We start from the raw sequence: 20554 nt of genomic DNA on the forward strand, positions 1-20554 counted from the left end.
CAGTCCGGCCTCGCCATGGACGTCTGGGAGTACTCGAGCGCCGACGGCGCCCGCATCACCCAGCACACTTACACCGGCAACGACAACCAGCGCTTCACCCGCCAAGCCGTCTGACGCGAGCCGGGCGCGCCCTGTGCGGCCGGGCAGTGGCCCGGCCGCACCGGCAGTCGGCGCCAACGTGCTGCAGATGTGCTACGGCCGTGATCTCGGGTCCATCTGTACCTTAGCCACACGTGTCGACCAGGGACTAAGACTTCAGGTGCCTGCCGAACATCGTGTTCGGAAGCACGATGACAGTGTCACTGCGTCCGCTGACGAGCGATCGCCCCGCAGACGAGGGCCGGCGACGCAGCCAGTGCGTCGGTGAGCCGGTTCGTGGGTGGTCTCCTCGACTGGGCGACCTGCAGCGAGGTTCGTGTCAGGGGTCCTTGAGAGGTGTCGCGCACTCGGACGTTCGACTTCCGGGTGCACGGAACCTTGATACCGTCGGACCGTGAAAGGCGGCTCCTCGCCGAGCTGGGCCGGTCGGACCGGCCGCGATGCCGGAGTCCGCCTCGGCACGGGTGCGGCATTACCGAATCGTCCCGAAGGGGAAGCAGTGGAGAACGAGCGAGTCCCCGTCGAAATCGAGCCGAGTCTCGCGCTCGGTCTGCTCGGCCGCGCCGGGTTCGGCCGCGTCGCATTCGTCGCGAACGGGGCTCCCACCATCAGGCCGCTGAACCACGTCGTGCTCGACGGCCGGATCATCCTCTACACGCGGCACACTTCGGCGCTCGCGCAAGCGATACGGGCGCAGGCGGACTTGCAGGTCGCCTATCAGGCCGATGAGATCGATCAGGACACTCGGCTCGGATGGAGCGTGCTCGCCACGGGTACCGCCCGCGACATCTCGAAGGAGATCCACGCGGACCAGCTCGGATTGCAGGTCCAGTCCTGGATGAAATACCCCCTGGACATGGTCATCGCCATCGAACCGCAACAAGTGTCGGGTCTGCGCCTCACGATCGAAACCTGACCCCCGCTTCAGAGCAGGCTGAAGGCATTCTCCTCTTCCTGGGCGTTGTGGAGCCGCATGATCGCGTGCAGGCCGTAGAGGCCTGCGCGCAGGTCGGTGAGTTCGTCCGGTTCGGGTTCGTCGCCGATCCCGTCGACACCGCGTCGAAGGCGGCGCACCTGGTGCTCGATCTCGGCGTGGGTGCGGCTGAGGGCGCCTGTCGGGTCGGGGCCGAGGGCGCGGGTGATGATGGGCAGCAGCTGCTCTTCTTCGGCTCGCTCGTGCGGCAGCAGGTCGTGTTCGAGCCGGTCGAGCAGTTCGCGCAGCCTTGCGAGGTCGGGTCTGGAGCCTGAAAGGTCGTCGGCGACTGCGCGCACCTGCTCGATCAGTGGACTGAGGGCGGTGTGCTGCTCGTACAGTCGCCGGGCGGCGGCCACGTCCGCGTCAGAAAGGACGACGGTGTGCGTCCGGCCCGGTAGGAGGACCGTCAGCGCCATCGCGATGGCGGCGACGTCGATGCCCTCTTGGAGGATCGCGCCGATCGTCGGAGACAGGAGCCCGACTGCGGCGAGCACCATCGCGACGGCGGAGAGCGCCATGCCCGTCCCGGCAGCGCGGCGGGCGATGCGGCGGCTGCGGTGGGCGATGAGGATGGCGTCGGCGAGGCCGTCGACGCGGTCAGAGGTGAGCACCACGTCCGCGGCTTCGGCCGAGGCCGTCGCACCACGCGCCGCGAGTGCCACCCCGACGCCCGCAGCGGCCAGAGCGGGGGCGTCGTTGATGCCGTCGCCGACCATGATCGTCGGCGCGGCGGCCTGTTCCGCTTGGACGATCGCGAGCTTCTCAGCGGGGTCGCGGTCGGCGTAGACGGCGTCGGTCCCGACGATCCTCCCGACTGATTCCGCAATGTCGGCGCGGTCGCCGGTGATGAGCACGGACCGGCGGATGCCCGCGTTCTTCAGCGCGCGCATCATCCGCGGCGCGTCGGCACGGAGCGGGTCGGTGAGGAGGAGGACGCCTGCCGCACGCCCGTCGACTGCGGCGAACACCGTCAGCGAGCCGTCGATGGCGGCCCGGCGCCGGGCACGGCGAGCCCAGGAAGGAGGTGCGCCTTCGATGATCCAGGCCGCTTTGCCGAGCCGGACCTCGCGTCCGTCCACGGTGCCCCGCAGACCGTAGCCGGACTGTTCTTCCACTCCGGACGCGGGAGAGAGGACGAGGTCGCGATCGCGGGCGGCGGTGACGACGGCGCCCGCCAGGACGTGCGCCGACGTCTGATCGAGGGAGGCGGACAGGCGGAGGAGCTCGTCGGAGTCGATGTCGTCCGCGGTGATGATCTCGCTGATAGAGGGGCGCCCGCGGGTGAGGGTGCCGGTCTTGTCGAACAGGAGCACCCGCCCGGCGGCGAGCTGTTCGAGGGCGGCGCCGCCTTTGATGATGACACCGTACCTGGAGGCGCGCGAGAGGCCGGACATGATCGCGATGGGGGCGGCGAGCAGTAGCGGGCAAGGCGTCGCGACGACCAGCACGGCGACGGCGCGTACGGGGTCGCCGGAAAGCGCCCACGCGAGGCCGGAGACCGCGAGCGTCAGCGGCACGAACGCCAGGGCGAAGCGGTCGGCTAGGCGCACGAACGGCGCGGTCGAGGCCTGGGCCTGTTCGACCAGCCGCACGACGCCCGCGTAAGCGGATCGTTCGGCGGTCTCGGTCGCGACCATCCGCACCGGGCGCGCGGCGTTGACGACGCCGCTGCGGACGTCGTCGCCGGCGGGACGCTCGACGGGCATCGCCTCACCGGACAGCGCGGACTCATCGAACGATGCGGATTCGAGGAGCCGGCCGTCGACGGGAACGATCTCGCCCGCGCCCACAAGGAGGCGGTCGCCGACCGCGACCGCGGCGACCGGGATTTCGTGCACGCCGTCGCGGTCCTCGCGACGGGCGATCCGAGGTGCCCTCGCAGCGAGGGCACCCAGTTCCCGTTCGGCTCGCGCCGAGGCGCGGGCTTCGAGGACCCCGCCGGTGAACAGCATGACCGCGATGATCGCCCCGGCGAGCGGCTCCCCGACCAGTAGCGCGCCGACGAGGGCCAGCCAGGCGATCACGTCCACCGAAGGCCGACGGTGCCGCAGCGCCACCGCGATGGTGACCGTGGAATAGACAAGGCCGAGCGCGGTCGCCGCGATCCAGAGGCCCCCCGCGAACACCTCGTTGTGCGCAATCGCGAACGCGGCGCCTACCAGCAGCAGTGCAGTCGCCGCGATGAACAGCAGCACCTCACGGTCGGCGCGCGGCAGACCGAGGGTCGTCCGGAGATTCGAGGCACTCATGTCGTTTGCCGCCTTCCCTTCGGTTCCATGCTCCCACTGGTGGGCACCGGTCCCAGGGCCGAACGTCCCGACTCGTTGACCGCGACGCGAGGATCGACGACCCTCGCTCGCGCGAAACGCCGTTTCAACCCCTCCCGGCGGCATTGAGGGAAGACTGGACCGAGATCTGGTCGAAGGGAGTGCGGCGGTGTCACGAGGAGTGCGCCACGGGCGCATCGTGGTGGGTGTCGACGGCTCTCCTTCGTCGGTCCAGGCCTTGCGATGGGCGTTGGACCAGGCCGAGTTGACCGGTGCGGCGGTCCAGGCGGTCAGTGCCTGGGAGGCGCACGCCGGTCAGCGCGGGAACGCGCAGGTCTATCCCGACGACGATCCGGCCGAGCGCGCGGCGGTGGGGCTGTCCGAGGCGATCGGCGAAGCGGCGACCGGGCGAACCTCCGTGGAGATATCGCACCGGATCGTTGAAGGCCACCCCGCAGACGTCCTCATCGAAGCGGCCCGAAATGCGGATATTCTGGTCATGGGCAACCGGGGCCACGGCCGGTTCACCGGCGCTCTGGTGGGGTCGGTGACGCAGCGCTGCATCCAGCATGCCGGCTGCCCGGTCGTGGTGATCAGGGCCGAAGACCCCGATGATGACGAGTGACGAACGTCCGTCGGTGGGGCCGCCAAGTCAGCGCCCCCGGCCCGACAGTCCGGGCATGACGCGCCTGACCTGAGCGGCCGCGTGTTCAGGGGGTTTGGGGTTGACCGCGCCGGTGCGGTAGGCGGCGATCAGAACTCGGCTACGGCGATGCTTCCGCCCGCCGTGGACCTATGCTGAGCGAGTAGTCGTCATGAGGAGGCGATCACCGATATGCCACCGCACTGCGATGCACTGGACGGCCCCGTCGCGACCGCCGCTCGGCGTGCTCTCGAAGCATCGAATGTCGACTTGGTCCTCCCGTTCGTCCCCGAATCCGCCGAACCGGAAGTTCGGGCGGTTTTTCACAAGACCGAACGCGCTCGCGGGGCGGGTCCTGAGGCCCGCGAAGTCGCCGATCTCTACTTCCTCGAAACGGTGGTACGTCTTCACCGGGCAGGTGAGGGCGCACCGTACACGGGCCTCAAACCCGCGGGTCTGGACATCGGTCCGGCGATCCCATTGGCGGAGAACGCCGTCGAGTCGGGATCGAACGACGATCTCTATTCGTTCCTCGCAGAGGAGTTGCACGCGCAGCTCGACGACCGGCTCCGCCGAGTCGGGGAGCTGCAAGCCGAGGCGGACTCGTCGGTCTCCGCGGCAAGAATGCATGTCGAGGCGATGCTCGACTTCGAGGTGTTCGCCCATCGACTGCACAAGGCGATGCTGAGCACCCACCACTGAGGCGGCGGCCTGTGAAGGACGCGGGGCTCGGCGGCGTCAGCGGCCCGAATCCGCCAGCCGAGCCATAACCCGTCTGAGCCGAGCAGCGGCCTGCTCGGGCGACACGGGGTTGACGGCTGTCCCGGTGCCCATTTCGAATCCGGCGGCCACGACAAGGCGGGGCAGCACGTCGAGGTGCCAGGAGTAAGTGTGGTCCTCTTCCCTTGGGGCGCTGACGATCACATAGTTGTATGGAATGTCGCCGAGCAGGCTCCGAAGCGCGGCCAGCAGGCGGCGGAGCATCCGGGCCGTCTCGGCGAGCGTCGCATCTGATACGTCCGCGAACGACGCCCGGCCTTCGCGAGGCACCACCCGCATCTCGTACGGGGCGGTGGAGGCGAACGGGGCGAACGCGACCACGTGATCGGACACGGCGATGATCCGTGTGCCCTCGTCGAGTTCGGCGGCGGTGACGTCGGCATGGAGGGAACTGCCGCGGTCGTCGTAGTAGTCGCGGGCGAGGTTGAATCGACGTCGGGAGCGCGGCGGCACGATCGGGACGGCGACGATTTGCGAGTGCGGGTGGCGCAGCGAGGTTCCCGAGGTCTCCCCGTGATTGCGAAACGGCAGCACCAGGCCCGGCCGGATGGCGCGAAGCGCGAGGGACCGATCCCGGTACGCCTCGAACACGGTGGTCACGGCGGCATCGTCGAGGTCGGGCAGGTCGAGGTCATGGCGCGGCGTCTCGATGACGATCTCGTGCGCACCGAAGCCGTCGGCCGCGACGAACGGACCGTTCACGCGGTGGCGGACCGGACCGGATCGAGCGGCCAGGACCGGATAACGGTTGGGCACCACCCGAATCGCCCATCCTCCATCGGCGCCGCGCAGCCGCCACAGCTCCGGTGGGGTGCGCTCCTCGCCGCCGGGGCAGAACGGGCAGTCCGGGTCCAGGGCGGCGAGCCGGGCCGGGTCGGCGATCGGCTCGGGCACCTGATGCGGTCGGCGGGTGCGCCCCGGGGCGATGATGACCCATTCGCGGGTGAAAGGGTCCTGGCGCAGTTCCGGCACGGCCTCCTCCGTTTCGGCCTCGCCGTGCGGGGGAGGACTCACGTGCCCGCTCGCTTCGCCGTCCGCATGAACAGCTCCGGGTTCGCGGCGAACTCCCGCGCGCAGGAGGCCGAGCAGAAGCGGTATCGCCGCCCGCCCCGGCTGAGCTGGTGCCCGGTGTCGGCGCGGAGCCACATGCCGCACACCGGGTCGCGGTCCTCACCGGTGATCCCGGCCGCCGTCGGCGTTCGCGGAGGCGCCGGGTGCTGCTCGAGCAGGTCGGAATAGAGCCGGAGCTCATCGCCGATGAGACGGGGCAACAGGAATCGGCGACGGACCAGTTCACGGCCCGCGAGCGCGAGGCGGCGGCCGGCCTCGGGGTCCGCCAGCAGGTCCAGGATCCGCTCGGCGCACTCCTCGACGCCGTCGACCAGATAGCCGCCGACGCCGTCCGTGAGCTGCAGCGGGATGCCGCCCGCCCGGCCGGCGACAACCGGTGTGCCCTTCCAGGTCGCCTCGGAGATGACCAGCCCGAACCCTTCGCGCAGCGACTTCTGGATCACGACGTCGGCCAGGCGCTGAAAGGCGTTGACCTCGATGTTGCCCACCCCGGTGAGGTTGGTGAACAGGTAGATGTCGGGGTCGTCGGCCGCGCCCGTACTGATCTCGTTGTACACCTGCCAGCCTTCGGGGTCGTCGAGCGCCATCGAACCGACCAGCGCCAGCTGGACCTCCGGCATCCGGCGTTTGACGATCCGATAGGCGGCGATGACGCCGAGCGGGTCCTTCCAATGGTCGAACCTGGACACCTGCACCAGCAGCGGCCGAGCGACGTCCACGCCGATCCAGTCCAGGATCTCGGTCGTCAGGCCTTCATCGAGATCGAGGTTCTTCGGGCTCAGCGGATCGATTGCGGGCGGGATGATCTCGACGCGGACGGGCGGCGCGTCCGGGGGAGCGAACGAACCGAGCGTGTACACCGCGGCGTCGTATTCGCTCAGCAGAGGCTTCAGCTTGGCCAGCACCGCGGGGTCGGGCGCCGAGCTGTCGATGTGGCATCGCCAGATCCAGACCGCGTCGCGGCGCCCGACCAGGTGCCGCAGCATCAGCGGCTGCGGATCGTGCACGACCACGATGTCGTAGGACTCCTCGACATTCTTGGCCGCCCGCGCGGAAGTCCGCTCGTAGATCTCCCATTCGGCCGCCGACACCCCGCGCGCACCGCCCTGGAGCGCGTTGTGGATCGCCTTCGTCACCGCGAAGAATTCGCTGGAACCCGGGATGGTCTTCCACCTGGCGACGATGCCCAGGTCGCGCAGCAGCGGCACCTGCGACCGCAGGATCTCGGCCACGCCACCCCCGTAGGCGGTGGCGTTCAAGTGCAGCACCCGCAGCCCGTGCAGCGGCTCCGCCAGCCTGCGCAGCTCCTCCACCGCCGCATCGCCCGCGCTGGCGCGGTACGAGTCCAGACTGCTGCGGCCCACCTCAACGTTCTGAAGCATCGTCATCGCCCCCGTCGGCAGTTGCGGCCCAAGATCTTCGCGCCCGCGCAAGAGGCGGGCGATCGGGCCGGCGGAGGACCGACGCCCACGTCTCCCGCCGCTTCCGATGCGTCAGGTGATGCGCCGACGTTCCGGGGAGGCCTCATACCGGGTCGGGGACGACGACCACCGGGCAGGTGGCGTGGTGGACGCAGTGGCTGCTCACCGAACCGAGCAGCGCGCCGACGAACCCTCCGTGGCCCCGGCTCCCCACAACGAGGAGATCGGCGCCCTCAGCCTGTTTCAACAGCACCGCGGCCGGATGACCCTCGATGACCCGCTGCTCGATCGGCACGTCCGGCCACCGCGTGGAGGAGGCCTCGACGGTCGAATGGAGGGCGGCTCGGGCCTCCTCGGCCCACTCGACACCGGGCATGACCATGACGCCGGTCCCGTACCCGGTCGGCGCCCGCCAGGCGTTCACCGCCACGACTCTCATGCCGGTCGCCTCGGCCTGTCGGAGTGCCCACCGCAGCGCCCGCCGCGACGACGGCGAGCCGTCGACACCGACGACGACCACGCCCTGTTGCTGTTCCCGATCGGACATGCCGTTCCTCCTCAATCCGACTCTAGATTGCCCGGCGCTCGATCCGGGCCGGTGATCACTCTTCGGTTCGGATGACGACCACCGGGCAGGTCGCATGGTGAATGCAGTGCTGGCTCACCGAACCGAGCAACGTCCTTGCGAACCCGCCGTAGCCGCGGTTCCCGACCACCAGCAAGTCGGCGTCCTTCGCCCTGGCGAGCAGCACGCTTGCGGGATCGCCCAGCACGACCCTGCGGTGGACCGTTACTCCGGAATCGCCGGCGGTGACCTTTCCGATGGCGGCGTCCAGAGCCGTTCCCGCCTCAGCTTCGAGGTCCTCGCCGGGCAGGAGCGCTACCGGCGCCCCGAAACTGATCGGATACTCCCAGGCGTGGACCGCCTCCACCTCCGCTCCGGTCGCTTCCGCCTGCTTCAGCGCCCACCGCAGGGCCACCATCGAGGAAGGCGAGCCGTCCACGCCGACCACGATGCGGTGCTGTTCCGTCTCGGATGTCTCCATGAGTTCCTCCCGACTCCGTCCTTAAGCGTGCCCGACATCAGCAGGCGACGTGCTTCAACGCGCGGATCTGCGCCGCCGCCAAGAGGCGTGTTCGGGTGGTTCTTCGAGGTTGAACGGACTGACCGTCTCGCCGCGCGCCCCCTGATACGGTCGAAAACGAAGCCCCTGGAGGTCAGCGGGCTGCGCCTCACTTCCGCGAGGTGAGTCCGGCCGCCCCGGTTCCTGTCGTCCAGTGGCCGTGCGCGCACGGCCACGCGAGCCACGGCCGAGGAGCATCGTGACGCCACCGCATGGGCCCACCGGCACCGCCATGGTGGGGTTGTCGTCGACCGAGGCCGCAGCGGCGCTCGCCCGCGACGGGCCGAATACGCTTCCGGCCCCGCGCCGTCGCCCTGCCGTGTGGCGGTTCGCGCGCCAGTTCCTGCATTTCTTCGCCATCATGCTGTGGGTGGCGGCCGGACTCGCCCTGGTGGCCGGGATACCGCAACTCGCCGCCGCCATCGCGGCGGTGATCGCATTGAACGGCACCTTCGCCTTCGTCCAGGAGCATCGAGCCGACCGGGCTGCGGAACGCCTCAGCGCGTTCATGCCGGCCAAGGTCACCGTCCGGCGGGACGGGCGGAGGACGACCGTCGATGCGGGCGTGATCGTCAAGAACGACGTCCTGCTGCTCGAGTCCGGTGATTGGATTCCAGCGGACAGCATCGCGCAGCCTCGAGCCGACCTGCGAGTCGACACGTCGTTGCTCACCGGTGAGAGCGAAGCGACCACAGTCGAGGCGGGTGGGGCGCTCTACGCCGGAACGTTCGTCGTCGAAGGCGAAGGCGAAGCCCTCGTCGTCGCCACCGGGGGCGACACCCGGCTCGCCGGTATCGCCCGGCTCTCGGTCAATATCGCCGGGACCGCAGGCCCGTTGGCCCGTGAGCTTCGTCGGGTCGTGCGCACCATCAGTGCCGTCGCCATCGGCGTCGGCATCGCGTTCTATGTCGTCGAGGCCGCACTCGGCATCCCGACCGTCGACCGGCTCGTCTTCGGCATCGGTGTCACCGTTGCCCTGATCCCGGAGGCACTGCTGCCGACGGTCACGCTGGCACTCGCCTGGGGCGCGGAGCAGATGGCGCATCGGCGGGCGCTCGTTCGCCATCTCGAAGCGGTCGAGACGCTGGGTTCGACGACGTTCATCTGCACCGACAAGACCGGCACGTTGACCTTGAACCAGATGACGGTGGTGGAGGCATGGACGCCGAACGGCCGGGCCACGGTCGATGCGCCGGGATACTCGCCGAAAGCCCCGATCGTCTACTCGGGCGGCGATGCAGCGGACTCGGTGGCCCGCCTCGCGCGAGCCGGCGCCCTCTGCGGCACCGGGTACGTCTTCGAGTCGGACGAAGCATGGCGACCGCACGGCGATCCGATGGAGGCGGCCCTTGACGCCTTCGCGCACCGCGTGGCGGCGGGTTGGGAAGGCAATCAAGTCGCTCGGCCACCGATGGCGCGGTTCCCGTTCGACCCCCGGCGCCGACGCATGTCAGTGGTCGTCGAAGGCATGGTCCTGGTGAAGGGCGCGTCCGACTCGGTACTGCCATTGTGCGGAGACGACCCGAGCGCGACCGCCGCGGTCACCGAGTTCACCGAGCGGGGGCTTCGCGTGCTGGCCGTCGCGGGCCGTCCCGCCGGCAGCCGACTTCCGGCCACGGCGGCCGAGGCCGAGAACGAACTCGAACTGTACGGACTGGTGGCCCTCGAAGATCCGCCGCGGCCGGACGTCCGAGCATCGATCCTCGCCTGCCGTCGTGCCGGAATCAAGATCGCGATGATCACCGGAGACCATCCCGCCACTGCAGCGGCGATCGCGTTCGAGGTCGGGCTGCGGAATCCGAACGACCTGGTACTCACCGGTGCGGAGCTGCCTCCAGGCGACGACGAACTCGGCGCGCTCATCGACCGCGACGGGGTCGTCATCGCCCGGGTCTCTCCCGAGGACAAGCTGCGGATCGCCCGGGCACTGCGCCTCCGGGACCACGTGGTGGCCATGACCGGCGACGGCGTGAACGACGGTCCAGCCCTGCGCGAGGCCGACATCGGCATCGCCATGGGCGCATCGGGGACGGACGTGGCCCGCGAGGCGGCCGACCTCGTCCTGCTCGACGACCACTTCGCGACCATCGTCGCGGGAGTCGAACAGGGCCGGGCCACCTTCCTGAACATCCGGCGGTTCCTCACCTACCACCTGACCGACAACGTCGCCGAGGTCGCGCCCTTCATCGTCTGGGCGTTGTCGGGCGGGCGCTTCCCCTTGGCCCTCGGCGTTCTCCAGATCCTCGCGATCGACATCGCGACCGACACGTTCTCCGCCGTCGCGCTCGGCGCCGAGCCGCCCGGACGACGGACTCTCGATCGGCCGCCGGTGCGCGGCCGGCTGCTCAACCAGACGGTCGCCCGCCGCGCCTTCGGCCTCCTCGGCCCGACCATCGCCGTCTTCACCCTGATCGCCTTCGTGGCATCGTTCCTCTCAGCCGGTTGGCGTCCCGGCCAGGCATTTCCCGGCGGCGACGTACTCACCGCCGCATCGGGTGCCGCGTTCATGACGGTCGTCATCGCCCAAGGGGCCAATGCGCTCGCCTGCAGAAGCTCGACGACCACACCCGGGGCATTGGGATGGGCGACCAACCCGCTCCTGCTGGGAGCGGTCGGCCTCGACCTGCTGATCGGATTGGCCACGCTCTACATTCCGCCCGTCGCCGACGCACTCGGGCACAGCACGCCGCCCTTGATCGGTTGGATCGTGGCGTTCACGGCCGCGGGTGCCGTGCTCCTCGCCGACCGGATCGACAAGCGCCGACGCGCGCGGCACCGCACGCGATGAGCGCGCCTGCGTACGCGCGCCTCACGAATGTCGCCGGGGCAGTGCCGTCTTAGCGCCGAACCCGGCGATGAGAACCGCCGATGGCGTCGTCGCGCTCAGCGCGCGCCGAGCTCCCGCGGCGTGCCCGTCGGGCCGTTCAACCGCCTCATTCGCGACCATGTTCGCTCGAACGCGGGGAGGATGAGGGCAAAGGACGGATTCAGGGGCTGCGAGGTGGGTCGGATGAAGTATCAGATGTGGCGGAACGATTGGGACGGCCGATCGGACCACATGTCGGGCGGTGACTGGTGGTGGATGGCGTTCATGATGCTGTTCTGGGTGGCAGTCCTGGTGCTGCTGATCTGGGCGGTGATCAGGGTGAGCCGCGCGATCGAATCGCATCACGGCTCGGCCGGAGGCGTCCGGCCGTCGGGGCACAGGGAGACACCGCGTGAGGTGCTCGACCGCCGCTACGCTGCCGGCGAAATCGACTCCGCCGCTTACAGCGACATGCGTGCCCGATTGGAAGGCCGCGACCCCGACACGTCGTGAAGTCCAAGCGACGCCTGCGGGAGCGATCAACCCGGGCGAGGCCGCGGCCGATCCACGATTCGGAACATGCGTCCGTCCCGGACCGTCGGACCGACCTCGCTGTCACTTACTCCTTGACCTTGACGACCGTGACGGGGCAGGCGGCGTGGTGGACGCAGTGCTGGGTGACCGAACCGAGCAGCGCGCCCGTCAGCCCGCCATGGCCCCTGTTGCCCATGACCAGCAGGTCCGCGTCCTCGGCGGCCTCGATGAGGAGTTTGGCCGGGTGCCCCTTGACGACCTGTTGCACGACCTCCACCTTCGTCCGCCCGGTCGTGGCCTCTTCGATGGACCGGGCCAGCTTCGTTTCGGCCTCTTCGACCATCTCGGTGCCCGGGTACACGGGCACCTTGGCGCCCCAGTTGCTCGGCGGCTCCCAGACGTAGACCGCTCGGACGGTCGCACCGGTCAGTCCGGCTTGGTCTAGCGCCCATTCGAGGGCTTGAATCGAGGACGGCGAGCCGTCGACACCCACGACGATGCGGGAGTCGTGTCCTTTTTCGTGCGGCATTGCTACGCTCCTGTCAATTCGTACTCGGTCTCAGTCTCTCCTCAACGCAGAGCTGTGGTCGTGGATTTGCGTATTCACCAGGACGGCAATTGCAGCCCTGCGGCGCCAACGCCCGGTTTCGATGCACGATAGGGCCGGCGGAGCCCGGCTCTACCGGGTTGGTTCGCGATGCAGCGCTTCACGCGGAGGATCGGTGCGGCAAAGGGGTCCGCGGCCGACGCCGCGCGCGACGCCCATGATGAAGGACGCCAGCAGCGGGCACGCCGCCAGGAACATGCCGATCAGAATCAGGGTGGGGGAGATCCCCGCGTAGAGGAGGGCCAGGGCGCCGAGCGACACGGTGACCACGTAGGCGGCCGGGTGTTCGATCTTCATGACGTTTCGCCTCCTCTCCTCAGCCTTCCGCGACTCGAAGCGGCGGACCAGGGCACAAGGTCCCGTCTTCCCGATCCTCACCTGTGGGTGGGCGACCTCCGAGCAGTGATGATCCACGTCCCGTCCGAGGCTCCCGATCCGGTCGGCAACGTCGTCGTCCTCCCCTACGAGGAGCACTGACACCCACGTGCGGAGGCATGGCCGAGGCGGGCGTCCGTGGCATGGTCGCCGGCGCTCATGGGCGCGGCACCCGCGGGCGATCCAGCTGGCGCCAGAGGATCCGACCCCTTGCGACGGGCAGCTGTTCCTCAACCTGCGAGGATTCTCCGGACTCCCAGCGCTCCAACCGATCGAGGCGCTGACGGCGCTGCTGCGGTCGCTCGGCTGCGACAGTGACGAGGTGCCCGCCGATATCGATCAGGCGGCCGCCCGCCTCCGGCCACCGATCGGGACAGGCGTGGTCGCTCTGGATCCTGGGGGCGGCCGCCCGGCTCGAAGGCGACACCGCCGGGGCTCGACGGCACTGGCGCGAGGAGATCTGCGGCGCGATGGGCGCGCCGGTGCCGTCGAGGTTCACGATGAGCGCCTGACTACGCCTCCGTGGGGCCGACGTCGGCGGCCTCGATGATGATGCCCGCGATCGCACTGGCCGAGTCGCTGCCGACGAACCCACCGTTGCCGTTGGACACGTGATCGTCCCCTGTGGTCAAAGACCAGAGGTATTTCGGCACCACGGTCGCTGCGGCCATGTCGTTGTCGGGGTCCACGGGAAAATCGGGGGCGTCCACCAATTCGTCGATGCGCTCGACCTGCTCCTCGGTCAGCACCCCCGAAGCGGTCTCGGTGCCGGTGCGCTGCCACGAGCCGTCCGAGGCGATCTCCACGGTGGCTTCCATGATCACGTCGAGGTCGTCGTCGTACTCGGTGGCGGTGAACCTCATCTCGGGCACGGTCGGAGGCGTATCGGCGCCGGATCCTCCGTCCGGCTGCCGGTTGCAGCCGCTCAGTAGTATGACGGTCGCGGTAAGCAAGAGGAATTTCCACATGCGTCTGGGACGCGCCCTCGGTGGTGGCGGTTCCCACCTCCCCGAGGTTGATCCGATCGGATCATCGGCTGCGCAGTTCGGCTCAGATGCGGGCACTCTCCTTGACACCGCTCCGAACCCGTACATAGCATCGGCCCGCGGGGGAAACGACTTGCACCAGCACCTGATAGGACGACGCGATGCCTGATCGAGTATCCGGCACCCCCGGCGGCCTCCGGCCGCTCCGGTTGCGGGCGATGATGACGCAGGAAGAACTCGCCTTCAAATCGGGCGTGGGGATCCGTACGATCCGCGACATCGAGTCCGGACGGGTCCGTCCTCAGCCGCGGACGTTGCGGCTGCTCATCGAGGCACTGGCGCTGGACGGGCGCGACCTGGCGCTGCTGACCGCGTCCCCGGGCCGGACCGCGGTGGTGCCTCGCGAGCTCCCGCGCGCGCTCGCCCGTTTCGCCGGCAGGGAAGCGCACCTGGACGCGATCCTGAACGCGGCAGGCGAGGGCGCCGCGGTCGTCGCGGTGCACGGCATGCCCGGTGTAGGGAAGACCTCGCTCGTAGTGCAGGCCGCCCACACACTCGCTCCCAGCTACCCCGACGGGCAGCTGTTCATCGACCTCCACGGCTTCACCTCCGGCGCGGGACCTCGTCCAGGCCCGGCGTCGATGCTGACACGCCTGCTGCACCGCCTCGGCGCGGACGAGCGGGACCTCCCCGAAGAGATCGACGAACTCACCGCCCGCTACCGCAGTGCCGTCGCCGACCGTCGCGTGCTCCTGGTCCTCGACAACGCTGCGAACGCGGGGCAGGTGGAGGCGCTGCTGCCGGGGACGCCGGGCAGCCTCGTCCTGGCGACGAGCCGCCGCGACCTGTCCACCCTGACCGGTGCGTACTCGGTGCCGCTCGAACCGCCGCCCATGCGCGAGGCCGTGGCGATGCTCGGCGCCGGCGTCGACCGGATCACCGATGACGAGGCCGCCGCGATCGCGGAGCGCTGCGGGCGCCTGCCGCTGGCCATGGGTCTGGCCGCGGCGCGCCTGCGCAGTCGACCCCTCTGGCAGGCCGAGGACCTGCTGGCGCGCCTCGATCACGAGGACCGGCTGCTCAGCGAACTCGACATGGGCCACTACGGTGTCGGCGCGGCGCTGCGCGCCTCCTACCTCGAACTCGACCCCGACCATCAGCGCCTGCTGCGGCGGCTCGGACTCCTCCCCGGCGACGACCTGGACGCCCATGCGGCGGGCGCGCTGTCCGGAGTCGCCGAGCAACAAGCGGCGGCGATGCTGGAGTCACTTGTGGATGTTCATCTGGTGGAGACACGGTCGCCCGGGCGATATCGCTTGCACGACCTGGTGCGGCTCTTCGCGATCCGGCTCGCGAAGTTGGAAGAGCCCGAGGACGAACTGGACGGCGCTCTCCTCCGCCTGCTCGGCGTCTACCGGCACTTCGCCTACCAGGCAGCGGCGCGGGTGCACCCGAACAAGCGGCGGTTCACCGAAGGCGCGGCCGCACACGACGCCGGCCTCCCCGGCTTCGCGGACCAGGCCGCTGCGCTGTCGTGGTTCCAGTCCGAACGCGGCAATCTGGAAGCCGCCGTGGCCGCGGCGGCACACGCGGGGCGAGACGAGCAGGCCTGGGACCTTGCCGCGGCCTTCAACGCGTTCTTCGTGCACGACCCCGACATCCGCCCGCACGCCACGGTCAACGGGATCGCACTGGACATCGCCCGCCGCACCGGGGACGGCCGGAAGGAGGCGTTCACGCTGGGAGACGCGGGGCGGCGGCTGCTGGCGACCGGCAGGCACCGGGAGGCGATCGTCTGCCTTGAGCGGTCCGTCGCGCTCAAGCGCGACTTGGGCGAGTTCGGCGACGCGGCTCTGACCTTGGCCAATATCGGCATCCTGCACCGGCGCTGCGGGCGGTTCGCCGAATCGCTGGCGGCGCACGAGACCGCGCTGGCTCAGGCGGAAGCGGCCGCGGACACGGCGGCGGCAGCGCTCATCGGGACGAACATGGTCGTCCCGCTGCTGCGACTCGGGCGCTTCGAGGAAGCCGAGCGGCGGCTCGAGGAGGCGGAGCGGCGGCTGGACGCCGGGGACGACCACTACCGCATCCGCATCGAGGTCTTCCGCGGCGTGCTCGTCCGTGAGCGCGGTGCTCCGGCGGAGGCCGCGGCCGTGCACGCCGCGTGCCTTGAGGCCTACCGGGGTGAGCGCGTCAAGGCCGACATCGCCGCAACACTCATCGAACTGGCCGAGGACCTGCTGCGGCTGGGCCGCGTCGCCGAGGCCACCGCCCACCTGGACCGGGCCGTCAGGCACGCGTTGAAGCTGGCCGACCCTTCGCTGGAGCGGGCCGCCCGGAACGGACTCGGGCGCGCACTCGCCACCGCGGGCCGCCCCGAAGCCGCGATCGGCGAGCACGAGCGGGCGGTGACGCTCGCCGAGTTCCATGAGGACGCCTACGAACTCGCGCGGGCGCACCACGGCATCGCCGAAGCCCATCGGCGGCGGGGCGACCAGTCCGCGCTTCGGCGCCACCTCGCCCTCGCCGCCCGGGGATACGCCGATTGCGGTGTGCCGGAAGCGGCGGTCGCCGAACGGCTGGACCTCGTCGCACCGGGGTGAGCGAGCGCCGGGGCCCCGCCGGGCGGTCGGCGGCGGCGAGCGGCGAGTTCGGGCCGCTGCCTCGACGTCCCCGAGTCGTTCGGTGCAGGCGGGAACCCAGGCGGACATCTGTGACTGCAACGGCGGCGCGAACCAGCGCTGGACCTTCCAGTGACCGGGTAGTGCGGGCCGGTGCGGCGCGGCGGTCGCTATCGCCGCGGCCGCACCGGCCGGCGAAGTCGCCGTTCGGCAGGAGCCGGGCGGCTACCGTCGTTCGAGGATCCAGACGGTGCTGTTGTCGGTGGCGCCGGTGTTCCACTGCACCTGCCCGGTCGAGGTCGCGTACAGATACGACCGGTCGGCGGCCTGGTTGTTGAAGCGGAAGCCACCGGATGCCGGCTCGACGCTCCACTTCGTGTCGGGACCGATGTAGCCGTCGTTCCAGATGACGACGTTGTTCGGCTCGGTGTCCAGATACGACCGACCGGCCCGGACGTTCTCGATCGTCCAGGCACCATCGGCGCCCTGGGTGAGGATCCAGTCCTGATCGTCGTAGATCGTCCCGGCCTCCGTAGTGAGGCTCCCGGCGCTGCCCGAGTCCAGATAGCCTCCCGTCACCGCGTTCTTCAACTTGTAGACCGCACCGCTCACCGGACCGGAGACGTTCGCGAACATCACGCGCACCGCCTCGCCCTCGTTCACGGTGACATCGATCGTCCCGCCGCTCACGGAGTAGGACCGGTTGCCTTGACCGACCCACGTGTCGTTCGCGTCGTAGGAGCCGACCTCGACCGAGCCCACGGTCCCGTAGGTGTCGGGGAACGAGTAGGTCCCGCCGTTGTCGATGCTGATCAGGGCGAACTCGGTGGCACTGCGCTCGACCGCGATGCCCTGGCCGCCGGTGGTGGTCGCGTAGTTCAGGTTCAGACTCGCCAGCTGTTTGGTGACGTCGAACGAGGCGGCGGCGGCGCGGTTGTAGGCCTGGACCTGCGAGCCTCCCGCCTCCACCGGCGCCTTGGTCGCCAGGTCCGTCCGGATCTTGTTGATCGTGTGGTTGAGATCGCGGATCTCGAACGAGACCTGCTTGCGGGTGACCGCATGGGTGGTCGGGTCGAAGTTGTAGAGGCCGTGGTTGGAACTGCCCGACGCCGCGTATCCGTCGGTGGCCGCGTACAGGTTGTGCACCGCGCCCCCGGCGATCGAGTTGAACTTCGTGACGTGCGCGTTGGCGGTCCCGGCGAAGGTCTCCATGACCATGGGGAAGTTGTCCCCCTGGGCCCACATCGACTCGATCCCGTATTTGTAGAAGGTGTCGATGTTGGTCGTGTACGGGTCGTAGCCGAAGAAGTCGATGGTGTTGGCGCCCTGCGAGCGCAGCGCCTCGTTCTCGGCGACGGGCCGAGCGTCCCCGACGGTGTTGGTGCGGGTGTAGATGGGGTAACCGGAGTCCTTGACCACCCGGCCGAGTTCGGTCAGGTAGTTCAGGAGCACGTCGCGTCGGAACTGTCCTGCGTCGGTGTACCCGCCCTGGTCCCACAGCGCGTTGCTGTAGCTGCTGTAGCTGCGGTCCGAGGAGACGCCCCACTGGAGCTGGGCGACGTTGGGCTCATTGGTGACTTGGATGCCGACGGTGGTGTGGCCGGTGTCGTAGGCGGCGAGGTGCTCCATCACCGCACCGAGCACGAGCTGCTCGCGGGCGAGGAGGTTCGGGTCGGTCTTGTCGAACAGGAAGTGGTCGCCGCTCTGGAGCGGGGTGCCGCTGGAGTCGACTACGAGCTGGTAGTCGTTCCACACGTAGTCGGGGACGCGGATCGGCATCGAGTGGCCGGTCGACTCGTGGCTGAACCACAGCAGTTCGAGCTTGAGGCCGTACTCGCCGCACCAGTCGATGTACTTCTCCAGGTCGGTCCAGTCGAAGGTGTCCTTCGACGGTTCGGCCTGGGACCACCAGAGCGGGATGTTGACGACGCTGAAGCCGTCCTCGGCGATCATCTGCAGGATCGGCTTGAGTTGGGCGTCCGTCCAACCCTTCTGGTACCTCTGGTGCTCGTAGCGGAACTGGACGCCGCTGTGGTAGAACGGCTTGCCGTCCACCAGGAGCACTTCTCTGTCGTAAGTGGACTTCGATGTGTCGACCACCGAGATCGGCGTGGTCTGGGCGATCGCGGGCTGCTGGACCAGGACGGTCCCGACCAGGGACACGGCCGGGAGGGTGAGCACCGCGCGTCGCGTGACACCGCCGCTCGGCCGTCGTTTGCGTGCGGACATCGTCTCGCACTCCTTTCGTCGCTTTATAATCGTTGTATCTGCATTTGTAGATATCTAGTGGGTGAAGGCGCCCGCTCCGGAGATCCGGAGCGGGCGCGTGCGAGCTATTTCAGGCCGGTGGTGGCGATGCCCTTGACGAGGTACCGCTGGCCGACGAGGAACACGATGAACACCGGGATCAGGGTCACGATCGACATGGCGAACAGCGACCCCCACGACGCGCCGGCGGTCGCGTCCACGAAGTTGCGCAAGGCGACCGGCGCGGTCTGCATCTCCGGCTTGGTCAGGTAGATGAGCTGGGCGAAGAAGTCGTTCCAGGTCCACACGAACGTGAAGATCGCGGTCGTGGCCAGAGCCGGTACCGAGATCGGCAGCAGGATCCGGAAGAAGATGCGCCAGTAGCCGGCCCCGTCGATCTTCGCGGCCTCGTCCAGCTCCTTGGGCAGGCCGCGGAAGAACTGCACCATCAAGAACACGAAGAACGCGTCGGTGGCCAGGAACTTCGGCACGATCAAGGGCAGGAACGTGTTGACCCAGCCGATCTGGGAGAACGCCACGTACTGCGGCACGAGGATCACATAGATCGGCACCATGAGGGTCAGCAGCATGATCCCGAAGCTGACCTTCCGGCCTCGCCACCGCAGACGGGCGAAGGCGTAGGCGGCCATCGAGCAGCTCACCAGGTTGCCGATCAAGGCGCCGAGCACCACGATCGCCGAGTTCATGAGGTACACGCTGAACGGGTGCGTCAGCGCGTTCCACCCGTTCGGGAAGTGGCTCAGATCGATCTCGGCCGGCAGCAGCGACGGGTCGCGGAAGATCAGCGCATCGGGTTTGAACGCGCTGGCGACCATCCACAGCAGCGGGTAGATCATCACCGTGCCGACCACGATCAGCACCACGTGCTTGATCAGTCGCCTGATCCGTCCGGGCCCGGTCCCGCCGCGCCGCGTCCGCGGCGACTGCGTCTTCCCGACGACGGTGTCGGGCCTGATTTCAGTTGCCGTCACTGTAGAACACCCACCGCTTGCTGAAGTAGAAGTTGATCGCCGTCAAGGCGCCGACGATGACCACGAGCAGCCATGCCATCGCCGAGGCGTAGCCCATGTGGAGCCGGCCGAACGCCTCGCTGTACAGGTAGAGCGAGTACAGGAGCGTCGAGTCGGACGGGCCTCCGCTGCCGCCCGAGACCACGAACGCCTGCGTGAAGGTCTGGAACGAGTTGATGACGCCCAGCACCAGGTTGAAGAAGATGATCGGCGTGAGCATCGGGATGGTCACGTGGCGGAACTGGTCCCGTTTGGACGCGCCGTCGAGCGCCGCGGCCTCGTAGAGGTGTTCGGGGATCTGCCGCAGGCCCGCCAGGAAGATCACCATCGAGGCTCCGAACGTCCACACGTGCAGCAGGATCAGCGAGACGAGCGCCGTGTCGGGGTTGGCGATCCAGCCCGGTCCCTCGATCCCGAACAGCCCGAGGAACTGGTTGACCAGCCCTTCGATCCCGAACACCTGCCGCCACAGCACGCCGACGGCCACCGAGCCGCCGAGGAGCGAGGGCAGGTAGAACACCGACCTGTAGAACGCCAGGCCCTTGATGCCCCGATTGAGCAGCATCGCCAGCGCCAGCGCGACCACCAGCATGAGCGGGACGCTCGCGAACGTGTAGGTGGCGGTGACCGCGAGTGCCTTGTGCAGCCGCGTGTCCCGGAGCATCTCGGCGTAGTTCTCGAGTCCCACCCACTCGGGTGCGCTCAACAGGTTGTAGTCGGTGAAGGACAGGTACAGCGAGGCCAGCAGCGGCCCCAGGGTCACCGCGACCACGCCGAGGAACCAGGGGGCCATGAGCATCCATGCCGCGCGCTCCTCCTGTCGGGCCGCCGCGCTCATGCGCCTGCCGGTCTTCGTCATCGTGACTCCGTTCCAGGGAATGCGGTGCGCCGCGTGCGGCGCACCGGTTCGACTCCGATGGGGGTGGTGCGGCGGGGGGGGGGCGGGGGCCCCCCCCCCCCCCCCCC

General features: G+C 69.2%; 18 protein-coding genes. 6 read left to right on the forward strand and 12 right to left on the reverse strand.

Going from position 1 to position 20554, the window contains the following annotated elements; translation table 11 throughout:
* The first annotated feature begins 598 nt into the window (after positions 1–598).
* A complete protein-coding gene (locus JHY01_RS25655) occupies positions 599–1015 on the forward strand; it encodes a pyridoxamine 5'-phosphate oxidase family protein (RefSeq protein WP_205328575.1) in 417 nt (138 codons plus the stop codon).
* 8 nt (positions 1016–1023) lie between these two features.
* Here JHY01_RS25655 and JHY01_RS25660 read toward each other — a convergent pair whose 3' ends face one another.
* Positions 1024–3324, reverse strand: coding sequence for a heavy metal translocating P-type ATPase (locus tag JHY01_RS25660; protein WP_205328576.1), 2301 nt, complete (start codon positions 3322–3324; stop codon positions 1024–1026).
* 220 nt (positions 3325–3544) lie between these two features.
* Between JHY01_RS25660 and JHY01_RS25665 the strand changes: the two genes are divergently transcribed.
* Both JHY01_RS25665 and JHY01_RS25670 read left to right on the forward strand, forming a co-directional pair.
* Positions 3545–3967 carry a universal stress protein gene (locus JHY01_RS25665; protein WP_307814589.1) on the forward strand — a complete coding sequence of 141 codons (423 nt, stop codon included), beginning with the start codon at positions 3545–3547 and terminating at the stop codon, positions 3965–3967.
* Between the two features lie 210 nt (positions 3968–4177).
* Positions 4178–4687, forward strand: a complete 510-nt coding sequence (locus JHY01_RS25670) for a DUF6448 family protein (RefSeq protein WP_275889915.1) — start codon at positions 4178–4180, stop codon at positions 4685–4687.
* 36 nt (positions 4688–4723) lie between these two features.
* Here the strand turns inward: JHY01_RS25670 and galT are convergent, their stop codons facing one another.
* The 4 genes from galT to JHY01_RS25690 all read right to left on the reverse strand — a co-directional run bounded on the left by galT (position 4724) and on the right by JHY01_RS25690 (position 8303).
* Entirely contained in the window at positions 4724–5779 is a 1056-nt protein-coding gene (gene galT, locus JHY01_RS25675; protein ID WP_205328579.1) for a galactose-1-phosphate uridylyltransferase, read from the reverse strand.
* Positions 5776–7218 (reverse strand): glycosyltransferase, encoded by a 1443-nt coding sequence (locus JHY01_RS25680; RefSeq protein ID WP_205328580.1) that lies wholly within the window; start codon positions 7216–7218, stop codon positions 5776–5778. The genes galT and JHY01_RS25680 overlap by 4 nt, the downstream gene beginning before the upstream one ends.
* Before the next feature lie 142 nt (positions 7219–7360).
* Positions 7361–7804 carry a universal stress protein gene (locus JHY01_RS25685; RefSeq protein ID WP_205328581.1) on the reverse strand — a complete coding sequence of 148 codons (444 nt, stop codon included), beginning with the start codon at positions 7802–7804 and terminating at the stop codon, positions 7361–7363.
* A 55-nt stretch (positions 7805–7859) separates the two neighbouring features.
* On the reverse strand, positions 7860–8303 hold the full coding sequence (locus JHY01_RS25690; protein WP_205328582.1) for a universal stress protein: 444 nt from the start codon (positions 8301–8303) through the stop codon (positions 7860–7862).
* 310 nt (positions 8304–8613) lie between these two features.
* Here JHY01_RS25690 and JHY01_RS25695 point away from each other — a divergent pair, with 310 nt between their 5' ends.
* Together JHY01_RS25695 and JHY01_RS25700 are read left to right on the forward strand one after the other, a co-directional pair.
* Positions 8614–11169, forward strand: a complete 2556-nt coding sequence (locus tag JHY01_RS25695) for a cation-transporting P-type ATPase (RefSeq protein ID WP_240193262.1) — start codon at positions 8614–8616, stop codon at positions 11167–11169.
* Positions 11170–11391: 222 nt separating this feature from the next.
* On the forward strand, positions 11392–11700 hold the full coding sequence (locus tag JHY01_RS25700; protein ID WP_205328584.1) for an SHOCT domain-containing protein: 309 nt from the start codon (positions 11392–11394) through the stop codon (positions 11698–11700).
* A 106-nt stretch (positions 11701–11806) separates the two neighbouring features.
* Here JHY01_RS25700 and JHY01_RS25705 read toward each other — a convergent pair whose 3' ends face one another.
* From JHY01_RS25705 to JHY01_RS25720, 4 genes are all read right to left on the reverse strand, one after another.
* Positions 11807–12250 (reverse strand): universal stress protein, encoded by a 444-nt coding sequence (locus JHY01_RS25705; RefSeq protein WP_205328585.1) that lies wholly within the window; start codon positions 12248–12250, stop codon positions 11807–11809.
* A 150-nt stretch (positions 12251–12400) separates the two neighbouring features.
* Positions 12401–12625, reverse strand: coding sequence for a hypothetical protein (locus JHY01_RS25710; protein WP_205328586.1), 225 nt, complete (start codon positions 12623–12625; stop codon positions 12401–12403).
* A gap of 235 nt (positions 12626–12860) precedes the next feature.
* Positions 12861–13202 carry a hypothetical protein gene (locus tag JHY01_RS25715; RefSeq protein WP_205328587.1) on the reverse strand — a complete coding sequence of 114 codons (342 nt, stop codon included), beginning with the start codon at positions 13200–13202 and terminating at the stop codon, positions 12861–12863.
* A gap of 13 nt (positions 13203–13215) precedes the next feature.
* Positions 13216–13575 carry a hypothetical protein gene (locus JHY01_RS25720; RefSeq protein WP_205328588.1) on the reverse strand — a complete coding sequence of 120 codons (360 nt, stop codon included), beginning with the start codon at positions 13573–13575 and terminating at the stop codon, positions 13216–13218.
* Between the two features lie 275 nt (positions 13576–13850).
* On the opposite strand from JHY01_RS25720, the gene JHY01_RS25725 reads away from it, so the two are divergent.
* Positions 13851–16292 carry a tetratricopeptide repeat protein gene (locus JHY01_RS25725; RefSeq protein WP_205328589.1) on the forward strand — a complete coding sequence of 814 codons (2442 nt, stop codon included), beginning with the start codon at positions 13851–13853 and terminating at the stop codon, positions 16290–16292.
* 243 nt (positions 16293–16535) lie between these two features.
* Here JHY01_RS25725 and JHY01_RS25730 read toward each other — a convergent pair whose 3' ends face one another.
* The 3 genes from JHY01_RS25730 to JHY01_RS25740 all read right to left on the reverse strand — a co-directional run bounded on the left by JHY01_RS25730 (position 16536) and on the right by JHY01_RS25740 (position 20447).
* Positions 16536–18539 carry a DUF4978 domain-containing protein gene (locus JHY01_RS25730; protein ID WP_205328590.1) on the reverse strand — a complete coding sequence of 668 codons (2004 nt, stop codon included), beginning with the start codon at positions 18537–18539 and terminating at the stop codon, positions 16536–16538.
* A gap of 104 nt (positions 18540–18643) precedes the next feature.
* Positions 18644–19549 carry a carbohydrate ABC transporter permease gene (locus JHY01_RS27950; protein ID WP_205328591.1) on the reverse strand — a complete coding sequence of 302 codons (906 nt, stop codon included), beginning with the start codon at positions 19547–19549 and terminating at the stop codon, positions 18644–18646.
* Positions 19536–20447 carry a carbohydrate ABC transporter permease gene (locus JHY01_RS25740; protein ID WP_205328592.1) on the reverse strand — a complete coding sequence of 304 codons (912 nt, stop codon included), beginning with the start codon at positions 20445–20447 and terminating at the stop codon, positions 19536–19538. The genes JHY01_RS27950 and JHY01_RS25740 overlap by 14 nt, the downstream gene beginning before the upstream one ends.
* Positions 20448–20554: the final 107 nt, after the last annotated feature.

This window comes from Glycomyces sp. YM15, from assembly GCF_016918015.1.
Taxonomy (GTDB): Bacteria; Actinomycetota; Actinomycetes; order Mycobacteriales; family Micromonosporaceae; genus Glycomyces.